The organism is Pseudomonas sp. BT-42-2, from assembly GCF_025847435.2.
Taxonomy (GTDB): domain Bacteria; phylum Pseudomonadota; class Gammaproteobacteria; order Pseudomonadales; family Pseudomonadaceae; genus Aquipseudomonas; species Aquipseudomonas urmiensis.
Window position 1 is genome coordinate 375,621 of sequence record NZ_JAOYTM010000008.1, and the last position, 15,701, is coordinate 391,321.

Here is a 15,701-nt window from a genome sequence, read left to right on the forward strand (position 1 = left end):
GGCAGTTCCTCAGGCGTCGGCATTGGCTTTGATCAGGCGGTCGTAGGCGTCCTGGTCGAGCAGGGCAGCCACGGCGTTGGCATCGGCGGGGATGAAGCGGAAGAACCAGCCTTCGCCCAGCGGATCTTCGTTGACCAGTTCGGGCTTATCGGCAAGCTGCTGGTTGACCGCGACTACTTCACCGGTCAGTGGCATGTACACGCCGCTGGCGGCTTTGACCGATTCGACGGTAGAGGCTTCTGCACCTTGCTCGTAGCTTTGCAGCTCCGGCAGTTGCACATAGACCACGTCACCCAGGGCGTTCTGGGCGAAGGCGGTGATGCCTACGGTGACGCTGCCATCGGCTTCAGTACGCAGCCATTCGTGATCTTCGGTGAAACGCAACTCGCTCATGGGAATTCCTCAGGGAAGCTGGGGCGTAGGCGCGGTGGGCCGCGCTCTTGGGTGGGAATTCCCTAAGCAATATTGTGGCCATCTAATAAAAGTTGTTAAAAATCAATTGTTTATAAATAAAAAAGAAGGGGTGTGGGCACTTTTTGGAATGAAATCGTTACGAAGCTTTATTTGGGCAAATGATATTTAGGATCAAACCCTTGGTAGAGGTGGATGCAGCGTGCCTGTAATGAAATCAATACAATGTTTCGAAATCGATACGAATGGGTAAGCATGGGGCCGCTTTGCGGCCCTTCGCGGGCAAGCCCGCTCCCACAGGTACAGCGCTTATCTTCAGAGCGGCGCCGTACCTGTGGGAGCGGGGTTGCCCGCGAAGGGCTGCGAAGCAGCCCAGTACAATCGATTCAGGCCTTGCCGGGAATCCCATACTTGCGCAGCCGCTGGGCAATCGCGGTATGCGAAGTCTGCAAGCGCCCAGCCAGTTGCCGGGTCGAGGGGTAGCTGGCATACAGGCGCTGCAACAGCTCGCGCTCAAATTCCCCCACCGCCTGCTCCAGGCTGCCCACCTCGGCCTCTTGCCCGCGCGCCACTGAAGTGCCGGCGATATCCAGATCGCCAATATCCACCAGATCGCTTTCGCAAATCGCCGCCGCGCGGAAAATCACGTTCTGCAACTGGCGCACATTGCCCGGCCAAGGGTTGGCCAGCAGGGCAGCATGGGTGCCCGGTGTCAGCCTGCAAGGCGGGCGCTGGATCTGGGTGCAGGCTTGCTGCATGAAGTAGTGCGCCAGCAGCAGGATGTCCTGACCGCGTTCACGCAGCGGCGGCACTTGCAGGTTGAGTACATTGAGGCGGTAGAACAGGTCTTCGCGAAAGCTGCCCTCGGCGACCATCCGTTCCAGGTCGCGATGGGTGGCGCTGATGATGCGCACGTCGACCTTGACCTCGCGATCGCCACCTACCCGGCGGAAGCTACCATCGCTGAGAAAACGCAACAGCTTGGCCTGCAGATAGGGCGACATCTCGCCAATCTCGTCGAGAAACACCGTGCCTTGGTTGGCCAGTTCCATCAGCCCTGGCTTGCCACCACGCTGGGCGCCGGTAAACGCGCCGGGGGCGTAGCCAAATAGCTCGCTCTCGGCCAGGCTCTCGGGCAGTGCCGCGCAGTTCAGTGCCAGGAAGGGCGCGGCATGGCGGCTGCTCAGGGCATGGCTGGCGCGGGCTACCAGCTCCTTGCCGGTGCCGGTTTCGCCGTGCACCAGCAACGGCGCATCGAGCACCGCTACGCGCAGGGCGCGAGCCTTGAGGGTGCGGATGGCCGGGGAGTCGCCGAGCAGTGCGTCAAAGCCTTCGGCGTGATCGTGGTGCAGCGCTGACAAGCGTTCGCCCATGCGGTTGGGCGGATACAAGGTGAGCAGGCCACCGGCGTTGGTAATGGGCGTGGCATCGAGCAGCAGGCTCTGGCCGTCGAGCTGCATCTCGCGCATCGGCAGGTGGAAGTTGTTGTCCAGCAGCGCCTGGAGCAGGTCGGGGTCTTTGAACAATTCACCGACCGAACGCCCAGCCGACTCCCGCCCGCACAGGGCGATCAGGGCCGGGTTGGCCAGCAGCACCTTGCCGGCGCTGTCCACCGCCAGCACTGGGTCGCTCATGGCCGCGAGCAGGGCATCGAGCTGCAAATGGCGACGCTGGCCGGGGAGGATGTCGACCACTTCCACCGACTGCACGCCGTGCACTTCGAACAGGGCGTCGTGGAGCTCTTCGAGCACTGCGGGGCTGAGGGTCGGGGCGTCGATGTAGACGTTCGGCGGGACCATTTCCACGGCGTCCAGGTTGAGGTTGCGGGCACCGAGCAGGGCCAGGACTTCCTGGGTGATGCCGACGCGGTCGATGAAGCTGACGTGGATGCGCATGGGAGTTTCGGGCTTTGGGCGAGCAGATGCGCAAGTATGCCTTATCTGGGGCCGCTTCGCGGCCCATCGCAGGCTGCGTCAGCTTGTGTCTTCAAGGGATGTGTTTGGTCCTGCGGGAGGAGCAGGGGTACCAGGTGGCAGAGCCTGGATGGGCTGCGCAGCAGCCCTGATGCGGGTTACTCCAGATGCTCAGGCTTGATCGGATCGCCAGACTTCACATCCAGTTGGACGCGGATGTCTTCGAACATCAGGTCGTAGATCTTGTGCGTCGATCCTAGCGACTCGAATTTCTTCGGCGCTGGCAGGTAGCTCTGGGCCTTGCGCGTGGCCAGGCTGAGAAAACTCGGCAAGACCTGGTCCTTGGCGAGAAAGAACTTCTCGTCCACCGGCTTGCCCTCGATGCTGCCATGCATGTGGAACTGGATACCGCGGCCTTCCCTGGGGTCCTGGGCTACCTCGTAGTTGATGTTCAGATCGTAGCTGTGATCATTGGTGTTGAGCGCGGTACGTTCGATGTGTACATGACCAGGTTGGAACTGAGCCACAGTGCAATCCTCCGGAAGGTTGAAACGGCGGGTGCCGAGCACCCGCCAACTGCATTCAACGGTAGCTGATACCTGGCTGGGCCGTGGAAACACGGGTGCCGGCAGTGCCTTTGACGATGTCCTCGATGTTTTCCAGCGAGCTGATCACCGCGACCTTGCCGGTGTTACGGGCAAAGTCACTGGCGGCCTGCACCTTCGGCCCCATGGAACCGGCGGCGAAGCCTAGGCGCTCGAGTTCGTCGGGGTGCGCCTGGGCAATGGCTTTCTGCGTCGGCTTGCCCCAATCAATATAGGCCGCATCCACGTCGGTGGCGATGATCAGAAGGTCGGCCTCCAGCTGTTCGGCGAGCAGCGCCGAACACAGGTCTTTGTCGATCACCGCTTCGATGCCCTTGAGCTTGCGATTTTCGTCGTACATGGTCGGAATGCCGCCGCCGCCGGCACAGATGACAATGCTGCTTTTTTCCAGCAGCCACTTGATCGGGCGGATTTCGAAAATGCGCTTGGGCTTGGGGCTGGCAACCACTCGCCGGTACTTGTCGCCGTCGGCCTTGACCACCCAGCCTTTTTCCTTGGCCAGGCGCTCGGCGTCTTCCTTGGAGTAGACCGGACCAATGAACTTGGTCGGGTCTTTGAAGGCCGGGTCATTGGCGTCGACTTCGACCTGGGTCAGCAGGGTGGCGAACGGCACTTCGAAGTCCAGCAGGTTGCCCAGCTCCTGTTCGATCATGTAGCCGATCATGCCTTCGGTTTCAGCGCCGAGCACATCCAGCGGGTAGGCTTCGTCGGGTTTGTAGGACAGCGCCTGAAGCGACAGCAGGCCGACCTGCGGGCCGTTACCGTGAGCGATGACCAGTTCGTTACCAGGGTGGATCTTGGCGATTTGCTCGGTGGCGGTGCGGATATTGGCGCGCTGGTTGTCAGCGGTCATCGGCTCGCCGCGGCGTAGCAGGGCGTTGCCGCCCAATGCAACAACGATACGCATGATGAAGTGTCCTTCAGAGAGAATATGGGACGGGCCCGTGGGAGCGGGCTTGCCCCGCGATGGCGTCGTTGCGGCTGGCGCAATCGCGGGGCCAGCCCGCTCCCACAAAAGCCCCCTGCTCGGGGGTTACAGGTCAGCCAGGGTCGAGACCAGAATCGCTTTGATCGTATGCATGCGGTTTTCCGCCTGCTCGAAGGCGATGCACGCTGGCGACTCGAACACGTCCTCGGTCACTTCGATGCCGTTCTTCAGGTTCGGATACTGCTCGGCGATCTGTTTGCCGACCTTGGTGTCGGAGTTGTGAAACGCCGGCAGGCAGTGCATGAACTTGGCCCGTGGGTTGCCGGTGGCTTTCATCAACTCGGCATTGACCTGGTAGGGCAGCAGTTGCTGGATACGTTCGCCCCAGGCTTCGACCGGCTCACCCATCGATACCCAAACGTCGGTATGCACGAAGTCCACGCCTTTGACCGCTGCTTTCGGGTCTTCGGTGAGGGTGATGCGCGCACCGCTTTCTTCTGCGTACTTCTTGCAGCGCTCGACCAGGTCATCATGTGGCCACAGTGCCTTGGGCGCGGCGATACGTACGTCCATGCCGAGCTTGGCGCCGATCAGCAGCAGCGAGTTGCCCATGTTGTTACGGGCGTCGCCCAGGTAGGCGTAGCTGATGTCGTGGATCGGCTTGTCACTGTGTTCGCGCATGGTCAGCACGTCGGCGATCATTTGGGTCGGGTGATATTCATCGGTCAGGCCGTTGAATACCGGTACGCCAGCGAACTTGGCCAGCTCCTCGACGATTTCCTGCTTGAAGCCACGGTACTCGATCGCGTCGTACATGCGCCCGAGCACGCGGGCGGTGTCCTTCATGCTCTCTTTGTGGCCAATCTGCGAGGAGTTGGGGTCGATGTAGGTAACGTTGGCGCCCTGGTCGTAAGCGGCGACTTCGAATGCACAGCGGGTGCGGGTCGAGGTCTTTTCGAAGATCAGGGCGATGTTGTTGCCCTTCAGGTGTTGCTGCTCGGTACCGGTGTACTTGGCGCGTTTCAGATCGCGGGACAGGTCGAGCAGGTAACGCAACTCGCGCGTGGTGTGGTGTTCCAGGCTGAGCAAGTTACGGTTATGAATGTTGAACGCCATGATGATTCTCCTTGAGTTCGGTAATCGGCCCGGCCGGCGCTTTGTAAGCGCCGCCGGGTTGATGGTCGTTTAGTAGTCGATTGGGTCGCGAATGATTGGGCAGGTCATGCAGTGGCCACCGCCACGGCCGCGGCCCAGCTCACCGGCGCTGATGGTGATGACTTCCACTCCGGCCTTGCGCAGCAGGGTGTTGGTGTAGGTGTTGCGGTCGTAGCCGATGACAACGCCAGGCTCCACGGCCACTACGTTGTTACCGTCATCCCACTGTTCGCGTTCGGCGGCGAAGCTGTTGCCGCCGGTTTCGACTACGCGCAGTTGCTTAAGGTTGAGCGACTCGGCCACCACCTCGATGAACGACTTGTTCTCGCGACGTACATCCATGCCATACGGCTTGCTGCTGTCTGGGCGGATGACGAACGGCACGATCTCTTTGACCACTTCCGGGAAGACCGTGACCAGGTCGCGGTCGCAGAAGCTGAACACCGTATCCAGGTGCATCGCAGCACGAGATTTCGGCAGGCCGGCGACCACCACTTTTTCCACCGCGCCCTTGGCGAACAGCGATTGAGCCAGTTGGCCGATGGCTTGGCGCGAGGTGCGCTCGCCCATGCCGATCAACACCACGCCATTGCCGATCGGCATGACGTCGCCGCCTTCCAGGGTGGCCTTGCCGTGGTCTTTGTCCGGGTCGCCGTACCAGACTTCGAAGTCGGCGCCGGTGAACTCGGGGTGGAACTTGTAGATCGCGCTGGTCAGCAGGGTTTCCTGACGGCGCGCTGGCCAGTACATCGGGTTCAGGGTCACGCCACCGTAGATCCAGCAGGTGGTGTCACGGGTGAACTGGGTGTTGGGCAGCGGGTCGAGGAGGAAGCTGGAGTGGCCCAGGTAGTCGCGGTACATCTTGATCACGCTGGCGCCTTCGCTGTCGGGCAGGTCTTCACCGGCCACGCCGCCGATCAGGAACTCGGCCAGCTTGCGTGGCTCCAGCCCTTCGAGCCAGCTGCGCACCTCGTTGGTCAGGCCAACGCCAACGGTGTCTGGGGTGATCTTGCGATCGAGGATCCATTTCAGCGCTTCAGGATTCTGGATGGTCTCGGTCAGCAGGTTGTGCATTTCCAGCACTTCGATACCGCGCTCACGCATTTTGGTGACGAAGTCGAAGTGGTCGCGCTTGGCCTGGTTGACCCAGATGACGTCATCGAACAACAGGTCGTCGCAGTTGCTCGGGGTCAGGCGCTGGTGGGCAAGGCCCGGGGAGCAAACCATCACTTTGCGCAGTTTGCCGGCTTCGGAATGGACGCCGTACTTAACTTTATCGGTGGACATGGTTCATTGCCTCCATCATGCAAATTCAGTGATTACAGAGTCAGGAATCCGTCGTACAGGCCATAGGCCGCAACCAGCGCGCCCACGACTACGGCGGCGAAGATCAGCTTCTCCACGTTGGTAAAAATCGGTTGGCCCAGTTCGCGCTTGGCCTTGGCGAACAGGATCGCGCCAGGGGCATACAGCAGGGCCGACAGCAGCAGGTACTTGACCCCGCCGGCATACAGCAGCCAGATCGCGTAGAGCAGGGCGATGGCGCCGATGATCAGGTCTTTGTTGCGCTCGCCGGGGGCTTGTTCATAGGTCTCGCCGCGCAGGGCCATGAGGAAGCCATAGGCCGCCGACCACAGGTAAGGCACCAGGATCATCGAGGTGGCGAGGTAGATCAGCGACAGATAGGTACTGGCCGAGAACAGCGTAATGACCAGGAAGATCTGCACCATGGCGTTGGTCAGCCACAGGGCATTGGCCGGCACATGGTTGGTGTTCTCGCGGCGCAGGAACTCCGGCATGGTGTGGTCCTTGGCGGCGGCGAACATGATCTCCGCACACAGCAGTACCCACGACAGCAGGGCACCCAGCAGCGAGATGATCAGGCCGACGCTGATCAGCACCGCACCCCAGTGGCCGACCACGTGCTCAAGCACGGCCGCCATCGACGGGTTCTGCAGCTTGGCCAGCTCAGGTTGAGTCATCACGCCCATCGACAGCACGTTGACCAGCACCAGGAACAGCAGCACGGTGATGAAGCCGATGACCGTGGCTTTACCCACGTCCGAGCGTTTTTCTGCCCGTGAGGAGAAGATGCTCGCACCCTCGATGCCAATGAACACCCAGACGGTGACCAGCATCATGTTGCGCACCTGGTTCATCACGCTGCCCAGATCTGGCGAGCCCAGGCCCCAGATGTCGGCGGTGAACACGTCGAGCTTGAAGGCGAACAGGCAGATCAGGGCGAACAGCGCCAGCGGCACGACCTTGGCCACGGTGGTGACCAGGTTGATGAACGCCGCTTCCTTGATCCCGCGCAGTACCAGAAAGTGCACGGCCCAGAGCAGGATCGACGCGCCGATCACCGCCGCCGGGGTATTGCCCTCACCGAAGATCGGGAAGAAGTAACCCAGGGTACTGAACAGCAAGACGAAGTAACCGACGTTGCCCAACCAGGCGCTGATCCAGTAACCCCATGCCGAAGAGAAGCCCATGTAGTCGCCAAACCCGGCCTTGGCGTAGGCGTACACCCCGCCATCGAGGTCCGGTTTACGGTTGGCCAGCGTCTGGAACACGAAGGCCAAGGTGAGCATGCCCACCGCGGTGATGGCCCAGCCGATCAGCACGGCACCAACACCGGCACTGGCAGCCATGTTTTGCGGCAAGGAGAAGATCCCGCCGCCAATCATGGAGCCGACGACAAGTGCAACAAGTGCACCGAGTTTTAGTTTTCCGGGAGAATCAGACATTTAACAACTCCGTACCAGGAGAAAGTTGACGACAGAATAAAACTGACGCCGGGGTCATTCGCTGATGTAGATCAGTTCATGACGACGTAAAGTGAGAAAAATCCTTCACGCGTCTCCTGGAGAGTGCCGACAGCTCTGCCGCAGGCCTTATGCGCTGGCACCTCCATGTACATCTAGAGCAAACGCTCTGTTTCGCCTGCGAACTTTGAAGCTAGCCGCTTTTGAGTAAGAAGCAAATTTTTCAGGAAAAAGACGGTGGTATCCTTAACGGCATGGGTATATCCACATATCCCGCAGGGTTAGTTGCCTGCTGCATAGACGGGCTAGTTATGAGCCCGGCAGATTTCATCACGTGGTCTACTATAAAAGCGCCGCCGCTATATATGAATGCAAGGAGTGTTACATGGGTATGACACTGCGCCGCCGGGGCCGCTGGGCGCGCCTTTTTCTGGGTACTGATCGGGAGGCGCCATGAGCGAGCCGGGACAAAAACTGCGGCTCGGCGCGTTGATCGCCTTGGTGGTCGGCTCGATGATCGGCGGTGGGATTTTCTCGTTGCCGCAGAACATGGCAGCGCGCGCCGATGTCGGCGCCGTGCTGATCGGCTGGGGCATTACCGCCGTGGGCATGCTGGCCTTGGCCTTCGTGTTCCAAACGCTGGCCAATCGCAAGCCGGAGCTGGATTCGGGGGTGTATGCCTACGCCAAGGCGGGGTTTGGCGAGTACATGGGCTTTTCCTCAGCGTGGGGCTACTGGATCAGCGCGTGGTTGGGCAACGTCGGTTACTTCGTCCTGCTGTTCAGTACCTTGGGTTTTTACTTTCCGGTGTTCGGCGAGGGCAATACGCCGATCGCCATCGCTTGCGCCTCGTTGCTGCTGTGGGCGGTGCACTTTTTGGTACTGCGCGGGATCAAGGAAGCGGCGTTCATCAACCAGGTGACCACGGTGGCCAAGGTGTTGCCGCTGCTGGTGTTCATCGTGATTGCTGCCTTTGCCTTTCGCGCCGATATCTTCACCCGCGATATCTGGGGCCTGAGCAACCCCCAGTTCGGCAGCGTGATGGAGCAGGTGCGCAACATGATGCTGGTGACGGTGTTCGTGTTCATCGGCATCGAGGGCGCCAGCGTTTATTCGGGGCGAGCGCAGCGCCGCTCGGACGTGGGCAAGGCGACGGTGATCGGTTTTCTTGGGGTGTTGGCCTTGCTGGTGCTGGTCAACGTGCTGTCGCTGGGGGTCATGACCCAGCCTGAGCTGGCGGGGTTGCAGAATCCATCGTTGGCCTCGGTGCTCGAACACATCGTCGGCCCATGGGGGGCCTTGCTGATCAGCATCGGCCTGGCGGTGTCGCTGCTCGGTGCGCTGCTGTCGTGGGCGCTGCTGTGCGCGGAGATCCTCTTCGCCACCGCCCGCGACAAGACTATGCCACGCTTTCTGACCCGGGAGAATGCCAACCAGGTACCGGCCAATGCCTTGTGGCTGACCAACTGCATGATCCAGGGGTTCCTGCTGATCACGCTGTTTTCAGCAGGAACTTACACCAGCCTGATTTACCTGGCCTCGTCGATGATCCTGGTGCCGTACCTGTGGTCGGCGGCCTATGCGGTGCTGCTGGCGGTGCGCGGGGAGGGCTATGAAGGCCAGGCCAATCTGCGGCGCAAGGATTTGTTGATTGCGGGGGTGGCGCTGATTTACGCCATCTGGCTGCTGTATGCCGGGGGGCTGAAGTACCTGCTGTTGTCGGCCTTGCTCTATGCGCCGGGGGTGATTCTGTTCGCCCGGGCCAAGCATGAGCAGGGGCAGGCCCTGTTTACCCGCTGGGAGAAATTGATTTTTGCAGCGGTACTGGTGGGCGCGGGGTTGGCGGCCTATGCGCTGTATTCGGGGTTGCTGAGTCTTTGACTCCATTGGGTGCTGCTGTTATCGCATCGCAGGGCAAGCCCGCTCAGGAACAATGCAATCGTCAATTGCCGCGCTGACCCTGTAGCGGGCTTGGCCCGTGATGCGCTGTAGAGGTCACCAGTGTGGTGCTGCCGATCCCAGTTCGCAGGCGCCGATATCCCAACGCAAAACGGCATCGCCCACCGCCAACGGCCCCTTGAGCCGCTGCGCCAGTCCCCACGGCGTTTGCTCCAGATGCCGATCCAGGTCATCCACTGTCTGCGCCGCCAATGGCAGGTCATCCCCCACTGTCCCATGCTCGACCAGCAGTTTCGCCGTACGCGCCAGTGACAAACGTGCGCGGCTCCCTGCTGCAGTCTGCAGGCGATCGCCCAGGGCGCGAATCGCCTCGGCCGCCATCAGGTAGCCAGTGGCATGGTCCAGCGCCTGTACCGGCAGCGGCACAGGCTGGTTCGCCTGCTGCCAGCGCATGCCTTCGCGGGCAATCCCAGTGCTCATCTGCACCAGGCTGTCGAAGCCGCGCCGCTCTTTCCAGGGGCCACTCCAGCCATAGGCGTTGAGGCTGACATCGATCAGCCCGGGGTTGAGCTGGCGCCGTCGTTCATGACCAAGGCCCAGTCGCTCGAGTGCATCTGCGCGATAGCCGTGAACGAGGATGTCGGCATCGCCCAACAGCCGCTCGAACACCAGGCGATCGGCTCGATCGCGCAGATCCAGGCGCGCGCAGCGCTTGCCCAGGGTGACTTCGGCAACCACTGCCGGCTCTTCCCAGCCCGGGGGATCGATTCGCAGTACCTGGGCGCCAAAGCCGGCCAGCAGGCGGGTGGCGATGGGGCCGGCGAGGATGCGCGTAAGGTCGAGTACCTTGATCCCCGCCAATGGCCGCTGGGTAGTGCCACGCCATTTCAGCGGGGTATCGCTGGCGAAGGTTTCGCGCAGGATCAGCGGCTGCGCATTGACCGCCTGGCCTTGAGGATGCGCGCACCAGTCGAGCCAACTGCGCATCCGCGCCGCGCAACCGCCAGCAGCGACCAGCGCAGACTCCAGCTGGTCGGCGCTCCAGCTCGCTACCTTGCTGGCTACCTCGTTGCGATTGGCGCAGCTGCCCAGTACCCGCTCGACGGCGGCGCGGTGATGAGGGGCATTGGTATGCAGGCGGATCCAGCCGTCGCCGCAGGCGTAGTCACCGGCGATCGCATCCCACAGCCCTGGCGGCTGCCAGCCTCGTGGACGCAGGCTGGTGGCGAACCAGAACGAGGCTAGGCGTCGGTCGACGCGCACCAATGGGCAATAATTGTCGGTTTGTTGTTCAAGCAAGCGCGCCAAGGCCAGGCCGGCGGCGCCAATGCTGGCGGCGGCAAGCTCGCTGACAGCGTAGGTCGAGGGCAAACTGCCGACGCCCTGCCAGCGCAAAGTGGCGGGGTTAAGGGTCAGTGCTTGGCTGATGGTGTCGAGCAACGGCTGCATGCAGGATCCTCCTTGATCGATCCCATTGCAGTACATCCGGCGCCCAGACGCAAATCTCAGCGGGCGTTGCAGCTCGTTGCAGGTGGCGTTGCTCGCTCAGGCCGCGACCAGATCCACAGATTGCCCAGGGTCATGCCGGCGATCGCCAGGAACACCGGCCAATGGTGTTCAAGGAAGGTCAGCATCACCCCGGCGCAGAGCAGCATGCTGATCGTCGCGCTGATCTTGGCCCGACGCTGGATGACCTTGCCGTTGCGCCAGTTGTACAGGATCGGCCCGAACAGCCGGTGATTTTCCAGCCAAGCACTCAAGCGCGGCGAGCTGCGAGTTGCCGCCCAGGCGGCGAGGAGAATGAACTCGGTGGTCGGCAGGCCAGGAATGACGATAGCGACCAGGCCGATCCCCAGGCTCACGTAGGCCAGGATTCCATACAGCAGGCGGGCAAGTTTCGAGCGGGCAGGTCGGGTCATGGTCTCACTGCAAAAACGGCCGGCCACAAGATCTGTGGCCGGGTAAAGCGTATCAGGCCAGCGCCGCGTCTGCAGCGTAGGCGTGCTTGAGCAGCTGAGTGAAGCGCTCGAAGGCGGCGACTGCGCCACGCTCGGCAGCAGCTTCTTCTTCGGCCGACAGCTCCAGGCCATCGAGGATGCGGGTGAACTGCTTCCAGCCCTCGGCGCGACCGCCGGCCGGCTCGCCCAGGTGCCGCGCGCCAAAGCTGTCCGACAGCTCCAGGGCCACCGCGCGTTTGATCAGGAACGCGGCGCCCAGTTTGGAGCCTTCAGAGACGAAGATCCAGCCCATCGCCTCGCCCAGGCTCGGTTTGCTCAGGGCACCGGCTACCGGCGCTGGGACTTCGGTGTCGAGGTCAGCCAGGTCCAGGCGGGCTTGCTCGGCGCGGCAGCGCTCGGCCAGGTCAGGGACGATGGCGATCAGCTGCGGGTCGGTGTACAGCGCCTGCAGTTCGGATTGGAACAGGTACTGGGCGACCACGAAGCGCGCAAAGCTCTCTCGGCTGTCGAACGGCGCGTGGGATTTGACCAGCACGTCCAGCTCGCTGTGGGGCGCGTGGGTGATCTGGTTCAGGCGTTGCGAGCGCAGGCTCGGGCGCTCGGCGGTGGTGGCGGTGGTCATGGTCGATCCTTGGGAAATAGGGTGTCTAATGACAAGACGAACAAGAAGACGCAGAACAGTAAAAAAACCTCACCTGCGTTGTGCCGGTAGTGGCCTCAGCGTGGGGCGACCCCGCGCCCACCAGAAGCGCGAAGAAGGTGGGGGCGGGTGTATCGCGTGATAAGTCGCTGCTGGATTGGGTCAGATATCCCAGACCACGTTGATGGCGAAGTTGCGCCCAGGCATGGTCAGGCGGTCCAGATTGGCTGGCTGGGTCGCGCCGGCTTCACCCTGGCCGTCATAGCCGCGTACCGAATCCCACTGCCAGTATTTCTTGTCGGTCAGGTTGTACAGCCCGGCATTGACGGTAATGTCGTCGGTCACTTTGTAGAAACCGCTCAGGTCCAGCACGCCATAGCCGGGAGTGCGGAACTGCTTGCTGGTGCCGTCGGGTGCGAAGAAGGCACTGTCGTCGACCCGGCTCTTGCGCTTGACCAGCGTCCAGCTCAGCAGGCCGCCATAGTTGGCTTGCTCATAACCCAGGCCGAACACACCGGTCAGCGGGTTGACACTGTTCAGCGGCTGGCCGTTGTCATCGTTGCGACCGTGGGCGTAAGCGATCGAGGTCTGGGTATAGAGACCTTGCGGCGCGCCAAAGTGATCGAGGTTCAGGCGGCCTTTGAACTCGGCGCCCTTGATGGTCGCGTGCTTGATGTTGCCAGCGCTGAAGGTCGGGCCGAGGTCGGCGGCCTGCACCGCATCCTCGTCGATGAAATCGCGGTACTTGTTGTAGAACACCGCCACGTCGAAGTTGCCGGCATCGAAGTTGCCCCGCAGGCCAGTCTCGTAGCTTTTGCTTTTTTCGGGCTCAAGGTTGGGGTTGCCTTCTACGCGATAACCCAGGGTCGGGTTGTCGAAGCGGCCGTACATCGACTTGGCGGTCGGTGTGCGGAAGCCTTCGGCGTATTGGCCGTACCAGGTGTAGTGGTCGTTGAAGGCATAGGTCACCCCCAACTTGGGCGATACGCGGTGCCATTTCTTCGGCGAGTCGTCGATGCTGGCGGGCGCACCCGAGTTGTCGCTGTCCAGCCCGGCGAGGAACGCTTGGGTGATCTTCGGCTCCATGCGCGTGTAGTCGTAACGGGCGCCGGGCAGGAAGGTCCAGTTGTTCCAACGGATCTCGTCCTGGGCGAACACGCTGTAGGTCTTGACGGTCGGGTCGGGGAAGTCGCTGACGTTCAGTCGATCGTCCGGGCTGTCTGCGCCGGCGCCGGCGCAGTTGCGGCCAAATGCCAGGCAAGTGCCGTAGCCTGTGCGCATGCCGGTGACTTGCTCGCGCTTGAAGGTGGCGCCGTAGGTCAGCAGATGCTCAGTGGCGCCGATGCTGAAGGCTTTGTCCAGTTGGGCATCGACTACCCATTGGCGATCTTTGTAGGTGGTCTCGCGAGTACGCAGCACGCGCCGCACGAATGGTGCATAGATTTCTTCGGTCTGCTGGTCGGTCTTGGCGATCTGGTAGTTGAGGCTCCACTTCACGTGATCGGCCAGCAGCGAATCCAGGGCGAACTCGTGGTTGATGCCGAAACGTTCACGGGTGACGGTGTCATTGCCCAGGCGGCTCTCGTACATGCCGATGCCAACGCCGTTGCCGAAGGGGCCGCCGACTGCGCTGAGGACATTCTGGTCGCGATCATCCTTGTAGCGCTCGTAGGTGAACCCCAGCCGGGCATCGTCGGCGTAATTCCAGCCGAGCTTGGCCAGCACGTTGGTGGTACGTACGTCTTCAGGGTTGGCCTCGGTACGCGACAGGCCGCTGCCGCCATGCCCGCCGTAGGATTCGGTCTCGTGGCCATTGCGCTGGCTCAGGTGCAGCAGGCCATCGAAGTCGCCGTGCCGGCCAGCGACGGTGGCGGAGGTCAGCCAGCTCTCGTCGGCCGAGCTGTAGCCGGTCTTGAGGCGAGCGCCGACGTCCTTGCCGGGCTTGATGATGTCTTGTGGGTCGAGGGTGAAGTAGCTGACTGCACCGCCGATGGCATTGCTGCCGTACAGCACCGAGGCCGGACCGCGCAGGATCTCGACGCGTTTGACGATCTCCGGGTCGACATAGTTGCGTTGGGTCTGGGCGTAGGGCCCGTAGAAGAAGCTGTCGGGGATCGACACGCCGTCGACCTGGGTCAGGACGCGTTCGCCATCGATACCGCGAATGTTGTAGCCGTTCAGGCCACTGCGTTGACCGGTGCCACCGACGGAAACGCCGGGCTCGTAGCGGACCAGTTGCTGGATGTCATTGACGTTCTGCCGGTCCAGTTGCTCGCGGGTCTGCACGCTGACGGTGCTTGGCACCTGGCTAACGTCCTGGGCGCTGCGGGTGGCACTGACGGTCAGCTGCTGCAGGGCGATAGCGTTACCGGTCGACTGGCGTTCGAGCACCACATTGCCGTTGCTGATTTTGCGATAGCTCAGACCGGTGCCGTGCAGCAGGCGCTTGAGGGCGGCTTCGGGTGGCAGCGAGCCCTGAACGCCAGGCGAGGATACGCCCTCGGCGACTTCGGCGGTGAAGCCGACCTGCCAGCCGGTGACTTCGCTGAAGGCATTGATCGCGGCGACCAGCGGTTGCTGGGTGATGGCGAAGCGGTAGTCGCCCATGCGTGGGGTGCTGGCCTGGGTGGGTTCTGCGGCCAGGGCTGGCAGGCTGCAGGTGCCGCTGGCGAGGAGGGCCAAGCTGAGCAGGGACAGTTGCCCCATGCGGCGGGAAGATGGAGATGGGCGAGTTGGACCTGTGGACATCGGAGGCGCTCCCTGACGCGCGGGCTGTTATAGGTGCTGGCTGGTTCTTGGTAAAAACAAGAATCAGTTGCATTGGCTATAACGAGACGGGCGTTGAGGGGGGATCGCGTAAAAATAATTTTGGTGTTTGGTGTTTGGTGTTTGGGGTTTGGGGTTTGGTGTTTGGTTTGGTCGGTTTTGGGGTTGGTGTGTATATCCATTTGCGATGGAGACGCTGAATCACCTTTCCGCCCTTACGGCGGGTCACTTTTGGTCGTGGCCAAAAGTAACCAAAAGCCGTGCGCTCCACCATCCGGCCCTACGCTGCGCTTCGGGTCCCTTCGCGCCGGCGCCTTCCGGGCCCGCGCGGCCTACGATTTGCTGCGCAAATCTACATCTCGCGCCTTCGGCTGCGCCGAAGGGTGCTGCGCACCTGGCCCTCCAGGCACCTCTGCTCAGCCTCCTGAAGTCGCGAATCGGCGTCGCCTGAACTTGCGCGCAGGAAGATCAAGAGCAGGCGAATCGCTACGCTCTCGCAGAAGCAAAGCCAAAGCCAAAGCCAAAGCCAAAGCCAAATTTTGATTTTTCTATTTTGTGTTGTTTGTTCCGGCCTCTTCGCGGGCAAGCCCGCTCCCACAGGCCGGCCTCGCCGCTGATCTCGGCGACCGGTTTTGCTTCGTTGCTGCTGGCACCCTTTGGT

The 15,701-nt window shown here is 62.0% G+C and carries 12 protein-coding genes; 1 reads left to right on the plus strand and 11 read right to left on the minus strand.

All coding sequences use genetic code 11. The features are described from left to right. Positions 1-9: 9 nt before the first annotated feature. The 7 genes from gcvH to arcD (OIU19_RS10180) form a co-directional block, all read right to left on the minus strand. Positions 10-393, minus strand: coding sequence for a glycine cleavage system protein GcvH (gene gcvH / locus OIU19_RS10150; RefSeq protein ID WP_264234882.1), 384 nt, complete (start codon positions 391-393; stop codon positions 10-12). A 404-nt stretch (positions 394-797) separates the two neighbouring features. After that, positions 798-2,306 (minus strand): sigma-54-dependent transcriptional regulator, encoded by a 1,509-nt coding sequence (locus OIU19_RS10155; RefSeq protein ID WP_264234883.1) that lies wholly within the window; start codon positions 2,304-2,306, stop codon positions 798-800. Between the two features lie 176 nt (positions 2,307-2,482). Further along, positions 2,483-2,851: a DUF5064 family protein gene (locus OIU19_RS10160; RefSeq protein ID WP_264234884.1), complete on the minus strand. Its 369-nt coding sequence runs from the start codon at positions 2,849-2,851 to the stop codon at positions 2,483-2,485. Positions 2,852-2,906: 55 nt separating this feature from the next. Further along, entirely contained in the window at positions 2,907-3,836 is a 930-nt protein-coding gene (arcC, locus tag OIU19_RS10165; protein WP_264234885.1) for a carbamate kinase, read from the minus strand. Positions 3,837-3,962: 126 nt separating this feature from the next. Next, on the minus strand, positions 3,963-4,973 hold the full coding sequence (locus OIU19_RS10170; RefSeq protein ID WP_264234886.1) for an ornithine carbamoyltransferase: 1,011 nt from the start codon (positions 4,971-4,973) through the stop codon (positions 3,963-3,965). Positions 4,974-5,042: 69 nt separating this feature from the next. Further along, positions 5,043-6,299, minus strand: a complete 1,257-nt coding sequence (gene arcA / locus OIU19_RS10175; RefSeq protein WP_264234887.1) for an arginine deiminase — start codon at positions 6,297-6,299, stop codon at positions 5,043-5,045. Positions 6,300-6,331: 32 nt separating this feature from the next. Next, positions 6,332-7,759 (minus strand): arginine-ornithine antiporter, encoded by a 1,428-nt coding sequence (gene arcD / locus OIU19_RS10180; protein WP_264234888.1) that lies wholly within the window; start codon positions 7,757-7,759, stop codon positions 6,332-6,334. Between the two features lie 471 nt (positions 7,760-8,230). On the opposite strand from arcD (OIU19_RS10180), the gene arcD (OIU19_RS10185) reads away from it, so the two are divergent. Then, positions 8,231-9,658, plus strand: a complete 1,428-nt coding sequence (arcD, locus tag OIU19_RS10185) for an arginine-ornithine antiporter (RefSeq protein ID WP_264234889.1) — start codon at positions 8,231-8,233, stop codon at positions 9,656-9,658. Between the two features lie 114 nt (positions 9,659-9,772). Here arcD (OIU19_RS10185) and OIU19_RS10190 read toward each other — a convergent pair whose 3' ends face one another. The 4 genes from OIU19_RS10190 to OIU19_RS10205 form a co-directional block, all read right to left on the minus strand. Then, positions 9,773-11,125 (minus strand): CoA transferase, encoded by a 1,353-nt coding sequence (locus tag OIU19_RS10190; protein WP_264234890.1) that lies wholly within the window; start codon positions 11,123-11,125, stop codon positions 9,773-9,775. Between the two features lie 56 nt (positions 11,126-11,181). Beyond that, complete coding sequence (locus OIU19_RS10195; protein ID WP_264234891.1) at positions 11,182-11,595, minus strand: YbaN family protein; 414 nt, start codon at positions 11,593-11,595, stop codon at positions 11,182-11,184. Between the two features lie 52 nt (positions 11,596-11,647). Then, positions 11,648-12,256 (minus strand): biliverdin-producing heme oxygenase, encoded by a 609-nt coding sequence (locus tag OIU19_RS10200; protein WP_264234892.1) that lies wholly within the window; start codon positions 12,254-12,256, stop codon positions 11,648-11,650. 180 nt (positions 12,257-12,436) lie between these two features. Continuing rightward, on the minus strand, positions 12,437-15,022 hold the full coding sequence (locus tag OIU19_RS10205) for a TonB-dependent receptor (protein WP_264234893.1): 2,586 nt from the start codon (positions 15,020-15,022) through the stop codon (positions 12,437-12,439). Positions 15,023-15,701: the final 679 nt, after the last annotated feature.